At 69.5% G+C, this 15,995-nt stretch carries 17 protein-coding genes; 11 read left to right on the top strand and 6 right to left on the bottom strand.

Going from position 1 to position 15,995, the window contains the following annotated elements:
* Positions 1 to 40: 40 nt before the first annotated feature.
* From ABD235_RS11590 to bdeA, 6 genes are all read left to right on the top strand, one after another.
* Positions 41 to 835 (top strand): ABC transporter ATP-binding protein, encoded by a 795-nt coding sequence (locus ABD235_RS11590; protein WP_344172961.1) that lies wholly within the window; start codon positions 41 to 43, stop codon positions 833 to 835.
* A complete protein-coding gene (locus tag ABD235_RS11585; RefSeq protein WP_344172959.1) occupies positions 828 to 1,547 on the top strand; it encodes an ABC transporter ATP-binding protein in 720 nt (239 codons plus the stop codon). The genes ABD235_RS11590 and ABD235_RS11585 overlap by 8 nt, the downstream gene beginning before the upstream one ends.
* On the top strand, positions 1,544 to 2,395 hold the full coding sequence (locus ABD235_RS11580) for a branched-chain amino acid ABC transporter permease (protein WP_344172957.1): 852 nt from the start codon (positions 1,544 to 1,546) through the stop codon (positions 2,393 to 2,395). The genes ABD235_RS11585 and ABD235_RS11580 overlap by 4 nt, the downstream gene beginning before the upstream one ends.
* Complete coding sequence (locus ABD235_RS11575; RefSeq protein ID WP_344172955.1) at positions 2,392 to 3,408, top strand: branched-chain amino acid ABC transporter permease; 1,017 nt, start codon at positions 2,392 to 2,394, stop codon at positions 3,406 to 3,408. Before ABD235_RS11580 ends, ABD235_RS11575 begins: the two co-directional genes overlap by 4 nt.
* Positions 3,405 to 4,724 carry an ABC transporter substrate-binding protein gene (locus tag ABD235_RS11570; RefSeq protein ID WP_344172953.1) on the top strand — a complete coding sequence of 440 codons (1,320 nt, stop codon included), beginning with the start codon at positions 3,405 to 3,407 and terminating at the stop codon, positions 4,722 to 4,724. The genes ABD235_RS11575 and ABD235_RS11570 overlap by 4 nt, the downstream gene beginning before the upstream one ends.
* A 94-nt stretch (positions 4,725 to 4,818) precedes the next feature.
* Positions 4,819 to 5,697: a bis(hydroxyethyl) terephthalate hydrolase gene (gene bdeA, locus ABD235_RS11565; RefSeq protein WP_486336032.1), complete on the top strand. Its 879-nt coding sequence runs from the start codon at positions 4,819 to 4,821 to the stop codon at positions 5,695 to 5,697.
* A 61-nt stretch (positions 5,698 to 5,758) separates the two neighbouring features.
* Here bdeA and ABD235_RS11560 read toward each other — a convergent pair whose 3' ends face one another.
* Positions 5,759 to 6,634 (bottom strand): phosphotransferase family protein, encoded by an 876-nt coding sequence (locus ABD235_RS11560; RefSeq protein WP_344172949.1) that lies wholly within the window; start codon positions 6,632 to 6,634, stop codon positions 5,759 to 5,761.
* A 123-nt stretch (positions 6,635 to 6,757) separates the two neighbouring features.
* A complete protein-coding gene (locus ABD235_RS11555) occupies positions 6,758 to 7,216 on the bottom strand; it encodes an SRPBCC family protein (RefSeq protein WP_344172946.1) in 459 nt (152 codons plus the stop codon).
* A 241-nt stretch (positions 7,217 to 7,457) separates the two neighbouring features.
* On the opposite strand from ABD235_RS11555, the gene ABD235_RS11550 reads away from it, so the two are divergent.
* Positions 7,458 to 8,096, top strand: a complete 639-nt coding sequence (locus tag ABD235_RS11550; RefSeq protein ID WP_344172944.1) for an HD domain-containing protein — start codon at positions 7,458 to 7,460, stop codon at positions 8,094 to 8,096.
* Positions 8,097 to 8,138: 42 nt separating this feature from the next.
* Positions 8,139 to 9,422, top strand: coding sequence for an NAD(P)/FAD-dependent oxidoreductase (locus tag ABD235_RS11545; RefSeq protein ID WP_344172942.1), 1,284 nt, complete (start codon positions 8,139 to 8,141; stop codon positions 9,420 to 9,422).
* Positions 9,423 to 9,430: 8 nt separating this feature from the next.
* Here the strand turns inward: ABD235_RS11545 and ABD235_RS11540 are convergent, their stop codons facing one another.
* Positions 9,431 to 10,087: an HD domain-containing protein gene (locus ABD235_RS11540; RefSeq protein ID WP_344172940.1), complete on the bottom strand. Its 657-nt coding sequence runs from the start codon at positions 10,085 to 10,087 to the stop codon at positions 9,431 to 9,433.
* A gap of 139 nt (positions 10,088 to 10,226) precedes the next feature.
* Here ABD235_RS11540 and ABD235_RS11535 point away from each other — a divergent pair, with 139 nt between their 5' ends.
* From ABD235_RS11535 to ABD235_RS11525, 3 genes are all read left to right on the top strand, one after another.
* The gene (locus ABD235_RS11535; RefSeq protein ID WP_344172938.1) at positions 10,227 to 11,216 is read left to right on the top strand and encodes a GlxA family transcriptional regulator; all 990 of its coding nucleotides are present in this window, start codon (positions 10,227 to 10,229) and stop codon (positions 11,214 to 11,216) included.
* Positions 11,217 to 11,336: 120 nt separating this feature from the next.
* A complete protein-coding gene (locus ABD235_RS11530; protein ID WP_344172936.1) occupies positions 11,337 to 12,077 on the top strand; it encodes an SDR family oxidoreductase in 741 nt (246 codons plus the stop codon).
* A 54-nt stretch (positions 12,078 to 12,131) separates the two neighbouring features.
* Entirely contained in the window at positions 12,132 to 13,025 is an 894-nt protein-coding gene (locus ABD235_RS11525; RefSeq protein WP_344172934.1) for an SDR family oxidoreductase, read from the top strand.
* Between the two features lie 21 nt (positions 13,026 to 13,046).
* Here the strand turns inward: ABD235_RS11525 and ABD235_RS11520 are convergent, their stop codons facing one another.
* From ABD235_RS11520 to ABD235_RS11510, 3 genes are all read right to left on the bottom strand, one after another.
* Positions 13,047 to 13,448 (bottom strand): MerR family transcriptional regulator, encoded by a 402-nt coding sequence (locus ABD235_RS11520; RefSeq protein WP_344172932.1) that lies wholly within the window; start codon positions 13,446 to 13,448, stop codon positions 13,047 to 13,049.
* Between the two features lie 22 nt (positions 13,449 to 13,470).
* Positions 13,471 to 14,607 (bottom strand): MFS transporter, encoded by a 1,137-nt coding sequence (locus ABD235_RS11515; protein ID WP_344172930.1) that lies wholly within the window; start codon positions 14,605 to 14,607, stop codon positions 13,471 to 13,473.
* A 269-nt stretch (positions 14,608 to 14,876) separates the two neighbouring features.
* Positions 14,877 to 15,569, bottom strand: coding sequence for a methyltransferase domain-containing protein (locus tag ABD235_RS11510; RefSeq protein ID WP_344172927.1), 693 nt, complete (start codon positions 15,567 to 15,569; stop codon positions 14,877 to 14,879).
* Positions 15,570 to 15,995: the final 426 nt, after the last annotated feature.

Raw genomic sequence — 15,995 nt, 5'->3', positions numbered from 1 at the left:
CCCAGACTGCTGCACACCATCGCCAGCGGGAAGGAGCCAGATGACGATCCCCTTCCCCGAGAAGGTGCTCGACGTCAGCGGAGTCACGGTCCGGTTCGGCGGACTCGTCGCGCTGCGCGACGTCTCGCTGAGCATCGCCGCGCGCAGCGTCCTGGGCGTGATCGGCCCCAACGGCGCCGGCAAGACGACGCTCTTCAACGTGATCTGCGGCTTCGTCCGGCCGGAAGCGGGCGACCTGCGCTGGAAAGGCCGGCCGCTGGGCAAGCATCGGCCGGACCAGCTGGCCAGGCTCGGCATCGCCCGCACCTTGCAGGGGCTCGGCCTGTTCGGCGGTCTGACCGTGCTCGAGAACGTGATGGCCGGCGCCGGCGGGTTCGCCCGGACGGGCTCGATCGCGGCCTTGCTCGGTACGGCGGGAGCTGCTCGCGACGAGAGGGAGCTGCGCAGCCGAGCGCTCCGGCTGCTGCGCGAGCTCGATCTCGCCGACGTCCGCCACCACCTTCCCGGGGCGCTGCCGTACGGCTCGCGCAAGCGGGTCGCGCTGGCCCGGGCGCTCGTGTCCGAGCCGGAGCTGCTGCTGCTCGACGAGCCCGCGAGCGGTTTGTCGATGGCGGAAACGGACGAACTGGCTGCCCGGATCCGAGCGTTGACCGACGCCACCGCCGTCGTACTGGTCGAGCACCACATGGATCTCGTGATGGGCGTCTGCGACGAGGTGGTGGTGCTCGACTTCGGCGAGGTCATCGCGACCGGCTCGCCGGACGACGTACGGGCCGATCCTGCCGTCGCCGATGCCTACCTGGGTCTTGCCCCCGGGGAGAGGCCCAGTGCTTGAGATCGAGGCACTGACCGTTCACCACGGACTCGTCCGTGCGCTCTCCGACGTGTCGCTGCGGGTGGAGGAGGGCAGCATCACCGCCGTCCTCGGTGCGAACGGCGCAGGCAAGACGACTCTCCTGCGGACGGTCAGTGGCCTGATCCGGCCGACCGCGGGCCGGATCACCGCCTTCGGCCAGGACCTCACCGGGCTGCCCGCCGACCGGATCGCACGGTCCGGGATCGCGCACGTTCCCGAGGGCGGCGGCGTCATCCCCGAGCTCACGGTCGCGGAGAACCTCCGGCTCGGCGCGCTGTGGCGGGCAGATCGAGAGGACCGCGCCGCCGCCCTGGGCGCGACCCTCGAGCTGTTCCCGCCGCTGGCGCCGCGGCTCGACAAGCCGGCCGGGACCTTGTCCGGAGGCGAGCGGCAGATGCTGGCGATCGGCCGAGGGCTGATGGGCAGGCCACGGATGCTGCTGCTGGACGAGCCTTCGCTCGGCCTCGCGCCGCTGGTCACCGCCAAGATCATGGCCGTACTGCGTGACCTCCGCGCGGACACCGGCCTGACCGTCGTACTGGTCGAGCAGAACGCACGGAGCGCGTTGTCGGTTGCCGACCACGGCTTCGTGCTGGGCCTGGGCGAGCTGGTCGCGTCAAACGACGCGGCCTCGCTGCTCGCTGACGAGCAGTTGAGCGATGCATATCTCGGCCTGAGGGGAGCACGGTGACCACCTTCCTCAACCTGACCGTGGCCGGCCTGTCCAGTGGGGCCGTGTACGCCGCGTTGGGGTTGTCGCTGGTGATCATCTACCGCGCGACGCGGGTCGTGAACTTCGCGCAGCCCGCGCTCGCGTTGATCTCGGGCTATCTCGCTTACTCCGTGACCAAGAGCACCGGCAGCTACTGGCTCGGGTTCGTGGTCGCCGTCGTGGCGGGCACGTTGCTCGGGGTCGCGGTCGAGCGGCTGCTGATCCGGCCGCTCCGCAACGCGGGGGAGCTCAGCGCGATCATCGTGACGCTCGGGCTGTTGCTGGTGCTGCAGGCGGTCGCGGGGATGATCTGGTCCAACGAACCGCACGCGTTCTCGTACCCGTTCGACTTCCGCGGGCGGTTCTCGGCCAGCGATCTGTTCGCCGTACTGGCGGTGGTCGTCACCGCGGCCGGGGTCCTGCTGCTGTTCAAGTTCACGGCCTTGGGGTTGCGGCTGCGGGCGGCGGCCTTACATCCCGAGGTGGCGCGGCTGCTCGGCGTACGGGTCGGTGTGATGCTGACGATCGGTTGGGGCCTGGCCGCGGCCGTGGGGTCGCTGGCCGGGATGCTCGCGATTCCGCCGTTCATCTCGCCGACGGTGCTCGACGAGGTGTTCGTCTACGCGCTGACCGCGGCGGTGCTCGGCGGGCTCGACAATCCGCTCGGCACGATCGTCGGTGGGCTGGCGCTCGGGATCGGTCTGTCGTATGTGTCGGGCCTGCTCGGCCCGGAGCTGGTACCCCTGGCCGCACTGGCGATTCTCGTTGCGGTGCTGGCGATCCGGCCCGCGGGGCTGTTCGGCCGGGCCACGGCGAGGCGCGCATGAGGAAACTCCCGCCTTTTGCCGTCCACCTGGCTGCCGCCTGTGCCGCCTTGGCGCTGCTGGTCCTGCTCACGGTCGCCACGGATCCGTTCACGAACCTGCGGATCGCGACCGTCGGCTACTACCTGATCGCGGTCGCCGGTCTGGCGTTGCTGACCGGCTTCAACGGGCAGATTTCGTTGGGGCACGGCGCGTTCATGTTCATCGGCGCCTACACGGTCGCTCTTCTCGTACTGCGGGTGCCGGCTCTTCCCATCTGGGTCGACCTCGTGCTGGCGGCAGTCGCGGGTGGCGTCGCGGGCCTGCTGGCCGGAGCCGCCGCGGCCCGGTTGCGCGGGCCGTACCTGGCGGGCGCCACCCTGGCGCTGGCGGTCGGGCTTCCGGCGGTCACGCAACGGTTCCCGGATGTGCTTGCCGGCAGCAACGGGTTGAGCTTCACGGTCAACAGTCAGCCCGCGGCACTCGGCGCCGTACCGGCCACTCGCTGGCAGGCGTGGATCGTCTGGGCAGCTGTCCTGCTGGCCCTGGCGGTGCTGGCGAATCTCGCCCGCGGCCGGCTGGGCCGCACCTTGCGGGCAGTCCGCGACGACGAGGTGGCGGCCGCGCTCGCCGGCGTCCACGTCGGTCGGACGAAGATCCTCGCGTTCCTCGTCAGCTCGGCGTGCGGCGGACTCGCGGGTGGTCTGCAGGCGTTCCTGCTCGGTACGGCGGCGCCCGGCTCGTTCACTCCGGCGCTGTCGCTGTCGCTGCTCGCTGCGTTGGTCCTCGGCGGGCTCGGCAGCCTGTGGGGCGCGTTGTGGGGTGCGATCGCGCTCGTCTACGTCCAGGTCTGGACCGACGACCTCGCCGAGTTGCTCGACCTGCGCAGCAACCTGTCCGACAACCTCCCGCTCGCCCTGTACGGCGTGGTGCTCATCGTGATCGTCCTCGCCTTCCCGGCGGGGATCCAAGGCGGCCTGCGCAAGGTCCGGAGCCGGGTGCGACGCCCGGTTCCCTCTCAACGAGGAGAACAATGAGGAACAAGCGTTCTGCCGTCGCGGTCGCCCTGGCTTCCGCGCTGGTGCTCAGCGGATGCGGCGGTGCCGGCGAGACGCCGGCCAACAGCGGCGCCGACAAAGGAGGAGCAGCACCAGGGGTGACCGACACCGAGGTGGTGATCGGTACGCACCAACCGCTCACCGGTCCGGCGGCGCCGGGGTACAGCAAGATCTCCGTCGGCGCCAAGGCCGTGTACGACCACCTCAACGACAGCGGTGGCATCAACGGCCGCAAGATCACGTACCGGGTCGAGGACGACGGCTACAACCCGACCAGGACCGTCGAGGTGGTCAAGAAGCTCGTCCTGCAGGACAAGGTCTTCGCCATCGTCGGTGGCCTGGGAACGCCGACGCACTCGAAGGTCCTCGACTACCTGACGGCCGAAGGCGTACCGGATCTGCTGGTGTCCTCCGGTGCGCTGCTGTGGAACTCGCCGGACAAGCACCCGAACACCTTCGGCTACCAGGTCGACTACACCCGTGAGGGCAAGGTCCAGGGGCAGTACATCCAGGAGAAGTACGCCGGGAAGAAGGTCGGCCTGCTGGTCCAGGGCGACGACGTCGGCGCCGACACCCAGAAGGGTCTCGACCAGTTCATCAAGCCGCAGATCGTGGCGCGCAAGACCTACGACCCGGCCAACACCGACGTCACCCCGCAGATCTCGGCGCTGAAGGCGTCCGGTGCCGAGGTCCTGGTGTGCGAGTGCATCCCCGCCTTCACCGCGCTGACGATCCTCACCTCGCTGAAGCTCGGCTACAAGCCGCAGCTGGTGGTGAGCAGCATCGGGGCGGACCCCGCGACGCTGACCGGCCTGGTCGAGCAGTTCGCCAAGCAGGGCGGGAGCCAGGTGTCCGGTGCCGCGCTGCTGGCCGGCGTGATCGGCACCCGGTACCTGCCGAGCTCGCGGGCGGCCGACGATCCGTGGACCGCCTTCTTCCAGGGGATCCACGACAAGTACATCCCGAAGGAGCCGTTCACCGACACGCTGCTGTACGGGATGGTGCAGGCGTACACGTTCGGGCAGGCGCTCAAGGCCGCCGGCCGCGACCTGACCCGGCAGAAGCTGATGGACGCGATGTCCTCGGGCGAGCTCAAGGGGCCCGGCCTGACGCCGTTCGCCTTCAGCAAGGACGACCACGCCGGGTACACCGGTGCCCTGGTGTTCCAGATCGCCGCCGACGGCAGCGTCAAGACGCTGCAGGAGCCGCGGGTGACCGACCGCGAGACCGGCGCGGTGACGCCGTACGAGGAGAAGCGGACGACGCCGGAGGAGATCGACCTCGTCAGCCGGTGATTCCACCGATGCGCGCAGGGTCTGCACGCCGGAGGATGACAGTGCACGTCGTTACACCGAGTGACCACCTGAATCCGTCCCGATCATCAAGGGTGTGAGTTACGTGAGGTTTCGCAGTGTTCTTCCGACAGTGACGCTGACGGCAGCTCTGGTGGGTGCCGTCGCCGTCGCGGCGCCGCCGAGCCAGGCCGCCGACAACCCGTACGAACGTGGTCCCGCGCCGAGCAACTCCAGCATCGAGGCCTCCCGCGGGCCGTTCGCGACCTCGTCCACGTCGGTTTCGTCGACCGTGGCGGGGTTCGGCGGTGGCACGATCTACTACCCCACGACGACCACGGCCGGCACCTTCGGCGCGGTGGCCATCTCGCCGGGGTTCACCGCTCGGCAGTCGTCGATCGCCTGGCTCGGGCCGCGGCTGGCGTCGCAGGGCTTCGTCGTGTTCACGATCGACACGGATACGGTCTACGACCAGCCCGACAGCCGGGCCGACCAGTTGCTGGCGGCGCTGGACTACCTGACCCAGCGCAGTACGGTCCGGACCCGGATCGACGCGACCCGGCTGGGCGTGATGGGTCACTCGATGGGTGGTGGCGGCACGCTCCGGGCCGCGGCCGAGCGGCCGGCGCTGCAGGCGGCGATCCCGTTGACCGGGTGGCACACCGACAAGACCTGGGGTGACGTCCAGGTGCCGACGCTCGTGGTCGGGGCGGACGGCGACACGATCGCACCGGTGGCGTCGCACTCGTCGCCGTTCTACAACACGTTGCCGTCGACGCTCGACAAGGCCTACCTGGAGCTGCGGAGCGCGACCCACTTCACGCCGAACAGCTCGAACACGACGATCGCGAAGTACAGCATCTCGTGGCTGAAGAGGTTCATCGACAACGACACCAGGTACGAGCAGTTCCTGTGCCCGGCGCCGTCACCCGACCTCCGGATCGCGGAGTACCGGGACACCTGCCCGCACTCCTGACGCGGTCTCGCCGCGCCTTTCCCGTCGCCGGCGCGGCGACGGGACAGGCGCTTTGTGACGCCTAAGAGGTCGGCGCGAAGAGCCGGTCCAGCGCGGCGAGGGACTTGTCGGCGTACGCCGGGCGGTTGGTCGTGAGGCCGTAGTGGAGGTCTTCCAGCAACGCGCACCGGGCGTAGAACCACGCGCGGTCGCGGAGGTGATCGCCGGCCGGGTGCCGACCGAGGGCCGCGTCGAGGGCTGCTGGGCCGAGATCGCGCAGGATCAGGCCGAAGTCGCGGGCCGGATCGCAGAGGGCGGCGTCCGACCAGTCGATGACGCCGACGACCTTGTCGTTGCCCGGCGCAACGAGCACGTGCTCGACGCCGAGGTCGTTGTGCGAGAAGACCAGCTCCCGCGAGGGTTCCGGCGACGGGTCGCGCAGGAAGGACTCGATCCGGCGGCGGTGGTCGGCGGTCAGGTTTTCGGCAAGCTCTGTGACGTGGTCTGCTGCTTCGTCGCGCCAGTCCGCCAGCGGTTCGTCGTCGACGTCGACCAGGTCGGTCCATCGATCGGTGCCGGACGTCTGCAGTAGGGCGAGGAACGCGCCGAGCTGCGCGCCGACGGGTTGGGACACCCGCCCTCGGTCGTCGATCGGGACCTCGAGGAGCGGCGTACCGGGGACCTTCCGGTAGGCCAGGCAGTGGTGCTCCTCCAGCACGAACATCGGCTCGGGCACCGGAAGCGGGCTCACCTCGCCGACGCGGGCCAGCAGCGCGGCCTCCCGGCGTACCGACTCCGGCTCGCGGGCGATGCGGACCACGAGCTCGCCGTTCACGTCGTACGCGACGTTGTCCAGGCCCGCACCGAGCCGCGTGACGGTCCTGACGGTGAGGCCTGGCAGCCCGATGCCGACCAGGTGACGAACGTCTGGTTCGAGGGAGTCCTGCTGGATGCTCACAGTGTGGAGGGTATGGGAGAGCGCAAGGACGGAAAGCGACAGGCTGACGAGCTGCTCGTGGACTGGACCCCGCCTGTCCGCGAGCAGCTCGTCACCGCCGGTCGACGCGTGGTGCCGTTCGACTCAGCGGCCGGGGCTGACGTCTCCGCGCCAGCTGCCGGTCTCGGTGCCCCGGGACTCGATGAACGTCTTGAAGCGCTCCATGTCGCCCTTGATCCGGCGGGAGATGATGCCGGTCTTGTCGGCCACGGTCTCGGCCAGGCCTTCGGGGTCGACGTCGATCTGCGCGGTGACGCGGGTCTGCTGGTCGCCGAGGCGGTGGAACGTGATCACGCCGGCGTGGCTGGTGCCGTCGACCGACTTCCAGGCGACCCGCTCGTCGGGGTGCTGCTCGGTGATCTCGGCGTCGAACTCCCGGGTGACGCCACCGATGCTGGTCTTCCAGTGCGTGCTGGTCTCGTCGGTCTGCCGGATCTCGTCGACGCCTTCCATGAACTGCGGGAAGGACTCGAACTGGGTCCACTGGTTGTAGGCGGTGGTGACGTCGACATCGACGTCGACCGACTCCGTGGTGTTGCTCATTGCTGCTCCTCGCATCGGTGGATCCTCGATCTGACTTCGCCGGTCAGGTACCCGTGAAGTGCCACCGGAGACGGGGCCAAACTTATGCAAAAGTGATTCGGGCGGATGGCGGCGTACCGGCCGGCGTGTCCGGATGCGTGTGATTCATGGCCGGATGAGGGCGGCGCGGGGGAGGGTGGGTGAGTCACCGTGGGGAGCGGGCGAACCGTTCGCCGTGACGACACCGGGAAGTACGAGGTCCATGACCGAGATCACGCCAGCAGTTCAGATCCCCGAGACGCCGGCGGCGGTCGACGCCGCGGAGTGGGCGCGTGAGCACACCAGCCCGTTCGTCTACCGGCACTCGCGGCGGGTGTTCGCCTTCGCGATGATGCACGCCCGGTTGCTCGGGCTGGAGCCGGATCCGGAGCTGGTCTACTACTCGGCGCTGTTCCACGACGCCGGTCTGCTCACCCCGTTCTCGCGGACCGAGCAGCGGTTCGAGCTGGACGGGGCGGATCACGCCCGGCGGTTCCTGCTGGACCACGGCTTCGGTACGGCGGCCGCGGACGTCGTCTGGACGGCGATCGCGCTGCACACGACGCCGGGTGTGCCCGCCCGGATGGGACCGGAGATCGCCGTCACGACGTACGGCGTACTGACCGACGCGATCGGGTACGGCCTCGACCTGCTGGATCCCGCGGAGGTGGCGGCGGTGACGGCGGCCGATCCGCGCGGGGACTTCAAGCACGAGTTCCTCCAGACGTTCGTCGACGCGCTGAAGGATCGCCCGGACACCACCTTCGGGACGATGAACGCTGACATCCTGGCGGAGCTGGTCCCGGACTTCCGCCGGCTCAGCGTGGTCGAGCGGGTCCGGTCGTCGGCCTGGCCGACCTGAGCCACCCATCCGGTCGGTGAACGAGAAAGGGAGGGGTCACCCATGAAGGGTGCACGCGTGGTGATCGTCGGGGCGGGCTTCGCGGGGTATCACGCGGCGCGGGGGTTGCAGCGGAGCGTGCCCGACGCCGAGATCGTCCTGATCAATCCGACCGACTACTTCCTGTACCTCCCGCTGCTGCCCGAGGTCGCGGCCGGAGTGCTGGAGCCGCGCCGGATCTGCGTGTCACTGCCCAACCGGCTGCCGAACGTGAAGCTGAAGCTCGGCACGGTCACCGGCGTCGACATCAACGGGCACGGGGTCGAGTGGGTCGATCCGGAGGGACAGCGCTGTACGACGGAGTTCGACCGGCTCGTCCTCGCGTCGGGCAGCGTCAACAAGCTGCTGCCGATCCCCGGCGTCGCGGAGTACGCGCACGGGTTCCGGAGCATCTCCGAGGCGCTGTTCCTGCGCGACCACATCACCCGTCAGCTGGAACTCGCCGCGGCGACCAAGGACCGGGACGAACGTGACGCGCGGTGCACCTTCGTCGTGGTCGGAGCCGGGTACACGGGCACCGAGGTCGCCGCCCAAGGGCAGCTGTTCACGCGACGACTCGTACGGCAGCTACCGGCTCTGAGGGAGCAGAAGGTGCGCTGGGTGCTGGCCGACCTCGCGGACCGGCTCCTGCCGGGACTCAATCCGCGGATGTCGTCGACGGCCGAGCGGGTCCTCCGCAAGCGCGGCGTCGAAGTCCGTACCGGCGAGTCCGTCGCGTACGCCGCGCCCGACTGCCTGCGGATGACGAAGGGTGAGGAGATCCCCACCCGGTCGCTCGTCTGGTGCGTCGGCGTACGGCCGGATCCGTTGGTCGACGGGCTCTCGCTGGCCACCGATCGCGGCCGACTCCGGGTCCACGAGACGCTCGTCGTCGAGGGCCGGGCGCACGTTTTCGCCGCCGGCGACTGTGCCGCCGTTCCCGACGTCACCCAGCCCGGGTCGTTCACCGGGATGACGGCGCAGCACGCGCAGCGCCAGGGGAAGCTGGTCGCGCACAACGTGGCCGCTTCGCTGGAGGGTGGCGAGCTGACGCCGTACAAGCATCATGATCTCGGTTTCCTGGTCGACCTCGGCGGTTGGCAGTCGGCCGCGAGCCCGCTGGGGATCCCGCTGTCCGGTCTGCCGGCCAAGGCGGTCACTCGCGGCTACCACCTGCTCTCCCTGCCCGGGAACCGGACGCGGACCGCGGCGGACTGGGCGATCAACACGGTCATGCCGCCGCAGGCGGTGCAGCTCGGCCTGGTCGGCGCCGACCAGGTACGCCTCGACTGCACCGCCAACAACTGACGGGTGTCTCACTCCGGCCAGGTCGAGTTCTGGATGACGTCGACGAAGTCGATGTGGCGGTAGCCGGGGACGAAGTGCTCGAGCACGTCGGCGTTGACGGTGCCGAAGGTGGTGTCGGGGCGGTGCTTGAAGCCGTCGGTGAAGGCCTGCAGGATCTGCCGCTTGAAGTCCGGACGCGGGTGGGCCGAGGTGACTTCCTCGATCTCGGTCGCCTGCAGGTTGGTGAGACGCAGACCGAGTACATCGGTCTCGACGCCGGCCGTGGTGGCGGCGATCTCCGGCGCCAGCTTGTAGGGGACCTCCGGCGTGGTATGCAGCGCGATCGCGGTCCAGACGGTCTGGGCGTCGTCCTCGGAGCGGCCGTGGTTCAGCAGGAACGCCCGCGCCTGGTCGGCGCCGTCGAGCTCGAAGCGCTGGTCGTCGCTGCGGTACGGCGCGACCAGGCCGGTGTCGTGGAACAGCGCCGCGACGTACAGGAGCTCGGGATCGGGCGTGATGCCGAGGGCGCGCGCCTGGAGGCTGCCGAACAGGAACACGCGGCGGGAGTGGTGGAAGATCAGTGGCGTGGTGGTCTCGCGGATCAGCGTCGTGGCCTCGACGGCGAGCGGGCTGTCCGGGATCGTGATGCCGGCGATGGTGGTCGGGTTCGAGGTGGTCTGAGTCATGGCCTTACTCTGCTGGTGGGACCACCTTCGGGGCCCCTGCCGCCGGGCCATGAATCCCTCGATTTCGGCCACCGCCAGGGTTCTGTTGCCGGGAGCACCGAAGGCGGTGGGTCGACCGCTCGAGGAAGGAACGGCCGTGGTGACGACTTCTCCCCACCAGGTGGGGGTTCTGGTGTTCGAAGGCGCCAAGATGCTCGATGTCGCCGGACCGTCGGAAGTGTTCGCCGAAGCGTGCCTGTCGGGGGCCGACTACCGGATCTCGATGCTGTCGGCCGACGGCAACGACGTACGGACGTCGATCGGGATGCGGATCCCGGTCGACGCGTCGGCCTTCTCGGAGCAGCGGTACGACACCGTGCTGGTGGCCGGGGGAGAGGTCTTTCCCAGTACGCCGGTGCGCGACGAGCTGCGCGACGCGGCCGTGCACCTGGCCGACCGGTCGGGTCGGATCGCGTCGATCTGTACCGGGGCGTTCATCCTCGGCGCGGCCGGGCTGCTGGACGGGAAGCGGGCGACCACGCACTGGAAGCACACCGAGGAGCTGGCCCGCCGGCACCCGACCACCGCGGTGCAGCCGGACGCGATCTTCGTGAAGGACCACACGACGTACAGCTCCGCCGGAGTGACCGCCGGGATCGATCTCGCCCTGGCGCTGCTCGAGGAAGACCACGGACAGGACATGACCCGCGTGGTCGCGCAGTCACTCGTGGTGTACATGCAGAGGGCGGGCGGGCAGTCCCAGTTCTCCACCACGCTGCAGGGACCAGGACCTCGTACGCCGATCCTGCGCCGGGTCGTCGACCAGCTGAAAGCCGACCCGACCCGGCCGTACAGCGTCACGTCCCTGGCCGAGCTCGCCCGCGTGAGTCCCCGGCACCTCACCCGCCTGTTCCACGAGGAGCTGAACACGACGCCCGCGAAGTACCTCGAGCTGATCCGTTTCGACCTGGCCAAGGCGCACCTCAACGCCGGGCACAGCGTCACGCTCGCGGCGGAGCTGTCCGGCTTCGGGACGTCGGAGGCGCTGCGGCGGGTCTTCATCAGCCAGCTGGGCATCTCGCCGCTCAAGTACCAGCACCGCTTCCGGTCGGCCGGCTCGACTCGCCCGTCCGGGGCGACCGTGCCCTAGGCCCCGCGGCCGTGTCCCTTTTCGTGGGGTTCACGGCCGTCATCGTGGCGCGCGCCAGGCCGGGTGGGGCCACGCTGGAGAGCAACAGAACAACGCTTTCCAGCTGAGGGGCGGACCACGATGAACACCGACAGCAACAACCGGGTCGCACTGGTGACCGGAGGGTCCGGCGGCATCGGCCGTGCGGTCGCCGAGCGGCTGGCCGCCGACGGGCAGTCCGTGGCCGTGCACTACGCCGGCAACAAGGTCCGCGCCGACGAGACCGTCGCGGCGATCACGGACGCCGGGGGACGCGCGATCGCGGTCACCGGCGACATCGCCGACGAGGCCGACATGACGGCCCTGTTCGACCAGGTCGAGCGGGAGTTCGGTGGCATCGACGTCGTGGTCAACACCGCCGGCATCATGCTGCTGAGCCCGCTGGAGTCGCTCGATCTCGACGACCTCGACCGGATGCACCGCACCAACATCCGCGGCACGTTCGTGGTGTCCCAGCAGGCCGTACGCCGGCTGCGCGCCGGTGGCGCGATCGTGAACTTCTCGACCTCGGTGGCGAAGCTACAGTTCCCGTCGTACTCGGCGTACGCGGCGAGCAAGGGCGCGGTGAACGCGATGACGCTCGTGCTCGCCCGCGAGCTGCGCGGCCGCGACATCACCGTCAACGCCGTCGCGCCCGGCCCGACGGCGACCGACCTGTTCCTCGACGGCAAGGACGAGGCCACGATCGACAACCTCGCCAAGATGCCGCCGCTCGAGCGGCTGGGCCGGCCCGAGGACATCGCCGAGGTCGTCTCGTTCCTGGCCGGCCCGGCGCGCTGGGTCAACGGCCAGATCATCTACACCAACGGCGGAATCATCTGACGGCGCCGTCGTCACCCGACACCAAGAGACCACCTCGAGAACACGGAGAAGGACATGGGCAACGTCGTCGTCATCACCGGGGCCTCCAGCGGGTTCGGGGCCCTGACCGCACGGGCACTGGCCGACCGGGGCAGCACCGTGTACGCCGGGATGCGGGAAACGACCGGGCGCAACGCGCCGCAGGTCCAGGCCGCGGCCGACTACTCGACCGAGCACGACGTCGACCTGCGCTCGATCGAGCTCGACGTCAACGCGCAGGACTCGGTCGACGCCGCGGTGGCCCAGGTCATCGACGAGCAGGGACGCATCGACGTACTGATCCACAACGCCGGACACATGGTCGTCGGTCCGGCCGAGGCCTTCACCCCCGAGCAGCTCGCGGAGCTGTACGACGTCAACGTGCTCAGCACCCAGCGCGTCAACCGCGCGGCGCTCCCGCACCTGCGGGCTCGTGGTGAGGGGCTCGTGATCTGGGTGTCGAGCTCGAGCGTCAAGGGCGGCACTCCGCCGTACCTGGCGCCGTACTTCGCAGCGAAGGCGGCGATGGACTCGCTCGCCGTCAGCTACGCCGCCGAACTGGCCCGCTTCGGCATCGAGACCTCGATCGTCGTCCCCGGCTCGTTCACCCACGGCACCAACCACTTCGCCCACAGCGGCCGCCCGGCCGACGCGGCGGTCGAGGCGGAGTACGAGAAGCACTACGCCGGCCTGATGGAGCAGGTGTCGCAGAAGCTCGCGGCCCTCGCCCCGGCCGACGCGGACGCCTCCCTGGTCTCGGCCGAGATCGCCAGGATCGTCGACCTCCCGGCGGGCGAGCGCCCGTACCGCGTCACGATCGACCCGGCGAACGACGGTTCCGAGGAAGTCAGCGACGTCGCCGACCGCATCCGCCGCGAGTTCCTGACCCGCATCGACCTGGCCGACCTGCTGACCGTCGTACCGAAGTGATCCCTCGCCGCGGGCGGGGCTTCACGCGGACGCGCGCTGATCAGTCGTCCGGACGTTCGCCGACTTGATCGACACGACCGTGTCGAGGTAGTCGGCGATCGCCTTCCGGTTGCGTCTGAGGCACTCGATGCGTTCGGACAGGCGGGCCTGTTCCTGCTGGAGGGTGACGATCATCTCCGGGGTCACATCGGGAACGTGGATGGTCTGCGGCTGGTTCAGGCAGGGGAGGAGCTGGTGGATGATCCGGGTCGGCAGTCCGGCGTCGAGCAGCCCCTTGATCTGGAGCACGATGTCCAGGTGCGCCTCCTGGTACTCGCGGTAGCCGTTGGCCGCGCGGGTGGGCGTGATCAGGCGCTGCTCCTCGTAGTAGCGCAGGAGGCGCCGGGACACGCCCGTCCGCTCGGCAAGCTCTCCGATCCTCATGGCTTCCACGGTACGACGCGGCTCACTGCCCCGTGGCCGTCGACCGAGGTGCGGGAAACCCGTGCCTGTCGACGACCACGGTGACCAGAACCAGAGCGAGGATCGCGAGGACCGACCAGGGGAACGATCCGGCGCCGAGTCCGTCGAGGAGCAGACCACCCGCGACTCCGCCGAGAGCAAGCGCGGTGTTCCACAGGGTGACGAGCATGGCCTGAGCGGTGTCCGCGGCCGGGCCGGCCGCTTGGCCCAGTGCTGTCTGGAGAAGGGTCGCCATGCCGCCGAATCCGAGTCCCCACAGGGCCGCTGCGGCATACACGAAGCCCGGGCTGCCGGCCAGCGTTGCCAGCAGGGTCGCCCCGGCGGCGAACAGCAGGGTGCCGGTGACGGTGAGCCGGCGCAGGTGGCGGTGGATGTGGGAGCCCACGAACCAGATGGCCGCCACCGACGCCGTACCGAAGACGAACAGGACTCGCGCGGTGGAGCCGACCATGCCGAACTTGTCGAGGAACGTCGCGATGTAGGTGTAGAGGATGGTGTGCGCCAGGACGACGGTCAGGACGACGAGCAGAACCGGTGTCACGCCAGGAAGGCGCACCGTGTGCGCGACCCGGGACCGACGCTCGCGCTGTTCGCCGGGGAAGTCCGGGGCCGTCAGGTGGAGCCACCCGAGCACGGCCACGGCGATGAGGCTCATCGTCACGAAGGCGATCCGCCAGCCGAGCGCCTGACCGAGCAGCGTTCCCGCCGGTACGCCGAGCGCGAGGGAGAGCGGCGTCCCGGCCATCGCGACCGCGATCGCCTTGCCGTGCAGCGAACTGGGCACCATCCGCCGCGCGTAGCCCGCCATCATCGCCCAGACCAGCCCACCGCAGACTCCCGCGATGAAGCGGCCGACCATCGTGAGCAGGTACTGGTCGGAGATCGCGGTGAGCGTGTTGGCGACGGCGAACCCGGCCATCGTGGCCAGGAGCAACCTCTTGCGCCCCCACCCGGACGTGGCGGCGGACAATGGGATCGCCGCGACCGCGGAGCCGATCGCGTAGACGGTCACCGCCTGGCCCATCGCGGACTCGCTCACCCGCAGGTCGCCGCTCATCGCGGGCAGCAGGCCTCCGGGCAGTGCCTCGGTCAGGACGGTGATGAAGGAGGCTGTGGCCATCGCGGCCAGGGGCGCCAGAGGGAGTCGCTGTTTCGTGGGAGTCGCCGCCGGGATGCCGGTCGGCTGTGCCGTTCGGTTTCGCATGCCCCCAGGCTCGAACCCTCACAGCAGTGTGAGGGTCAAGTGAGGGGATTATGAGGTCGGTCACTGCCGGCGACGTCACACGATCGGTACGACGGCGTAGCCGCGTTCGCGGATGGCCTCGGACGAGCTGTGTGGAGGTGTGCCAGCAGGCGGCCAACCTGACCGCCGACCAGGACCTTGGCGAATCAGCGGCGCCGGAAGACCAGCAGTTCGGTGCGCATACCGCTGAGCGGGACGAAGTGATTGCCGAGCAGGTCGAGCCCTCGTCGCGCCAGGAAATCGAGCGCCCAGCGACGCGGGGTCAGCGAGTAGATGATTCCCCGGTCGGGATGGTCCAGCCACGTAGTGGTGGCGGCATCGTTCAGGCAGTCCTCGGTCATGACGTCGAACGCGACCACTCCGCCCGGCCGGACGACCCGCGCCATCTCCGCCAGGTATCCCAACGTGGCGACGAACGGGATGTAGTTGAACAGCTTGTGAGAGTGGACCAGATCGACCGACTCGGTCGCCGTGTGCCGCAGAGTGTGCCCGTCGGCCGGCTGCACGGTCAGCTGGGGGAACTCCTTGCGCAGATAGCGAATCCAGTCCGCTGCGGTCTCGTACACCTCGTACGAGCGTGGTTGCAGCGCAGTCAAGACAGGAGCCGCGTAGCGACCGGACCCGGGGCCGATCTCGCAGACGCGCTCGACCCCTTTCTCCAGGCCCCCTAGACGCAGCATCGCCTCGACGGTCGCCGCCGTCGCTCCGGGCTCCGCGCTGTAGCGGTCGAGGTAGTCGCCCACGGACAGGCCGGCCCGCTCGGCCTTCGCCACAGTCCTCCGCATCGGCAGGAACGGGCTGATGGCCGCATCGCTGCTGTAACCGCGAGTGAGCTGCACCCCCAACGGTCTGACCGACCGGTTCAACCCAGCGAGCAACTTCGTTTGAACGGACATGATTCCCCCGATTTCGCCCGGGCAAGGCGCCCGAGCGAGCAACGGCCGGCCACCGCAACTGCACACGCTGTGAAGAACCGACCCCACCCATCTTGGCTATCGCGGAACCGGGGTCCTTCGTTACCGATCTCGGTGACCAAGCGTGATGTATCACTGCCTGCTTCACTGTCGTGACCGCGAGCATCCGACCCAACGTCTCGCACTCAGGTCGGCCGAGGAAATTGTCAGCACACCTGCGACAAGGGTTGATGGCTGCGCGGATCGGACCTCGGCCACCGCGGCGCCGACCGACCCGTACTTCGGTCGCGTCAGTCGGGTTCGCCCTGGGTACTGGCCAGCCTGGGCTTGGTCGGCGTGGGACAGAAGGTT

Source organism: Kribbella lupini, assembly GCF_039529595.1.
In the GTDB taxonomy this organism is placed as follows: domain Bacteria; phylum Actinomycetota; class Actinomycetes; order Propionibacteriales; family Kribbellaceae; genus Kribbella; species Kribbella lupini.
Note: the sequence above shows the minus strand (reverse complement) of the source record. Positions and strands in the feature narration are given on the sequence as shown.

Excerpts from the sequence above, each read along its gene's own strand:
- ABD235_RS11550 (WP_344172944.1), top strand. The coding sequence starts at position 7,458 with ATGACCGAGATCACGCCAGCAGTTCAGATCCCCGAGACGCCGGCGGCG.
- ABD235_RS11555 (WP_344172946.1), bottom strand. The coding sequence starts at position 7,216 with ATGAGCAACACCACGGAGTCGGTCGACGTCGATGTCGACGTCACCACC.
- ABD235_RS11590 (WP_344172961.1), top strand. The coding sequence starts at position 41 with ATGACGATCCCCTTCCCCGAGAAGGTGCTCGACGTCAGCGGAGTCACG.
- ABD235_RS11515 (WP_344172930.1), bottom strand. The coding sequence starts at position 14,607 with ATGGCCACAGCCTCCTTCATCACCGTCCTGACCGAGGCACTGCCCGGA.
- ABD235_RS11530 (WP_344172936.1), top strand. The coding sequence starts at position 11,337 with ATGAACACCGACAGCAACAACCGGGTCGCACTGGTGACCGGAGGGTCC.
- ABD235_RS11540 (WP_344172940.1), bottom strand. The coding sequence starts at position 10,087 with ATGACTCAGACCACCTCGAACCCGACCACCATCGCCGGCATCACGATC.
- ABD235_RS11570 (WP_344172953.1), top strand. The coding sequence starts at position 3,405 with ATGAGGAACAAGCGTTCTGCCGTCGCGGTCGCCCTGGCTTCCGCGCTG.
- ABD235_RS11545 (WP_344172942.1), top strand. The coding sequence starts at position 8,139 with ATGAAGGGTGCACGCGTGGTGATCGTCGGGGCGGGCTTCGCGGGGTAT.
- ABD235_RS11575 (WP_344172955.1), top strand. The coding sequence starts at position 2,392 with ATGAGGAAACTCCCGCCTTTTGCCGTCCACCTGGCTGCCGCCTGTGCC.
- ABD235_RS11520 (WP_344172932.1), bottom strand. The coding sequence starts at position 13,448 with ATGAGGATCGGAGAGCTTGCCGAGCGGACGGGCGTGTCCCGGCGCCTC.
- ABD235_RS11525 (WP_344172934.1), top strand. The coding sequence starts at position 12,132 with ATGGGCAACGTCGTCGTCATCACCGGGGCCTCCAGCGGGTTCGGGGCC.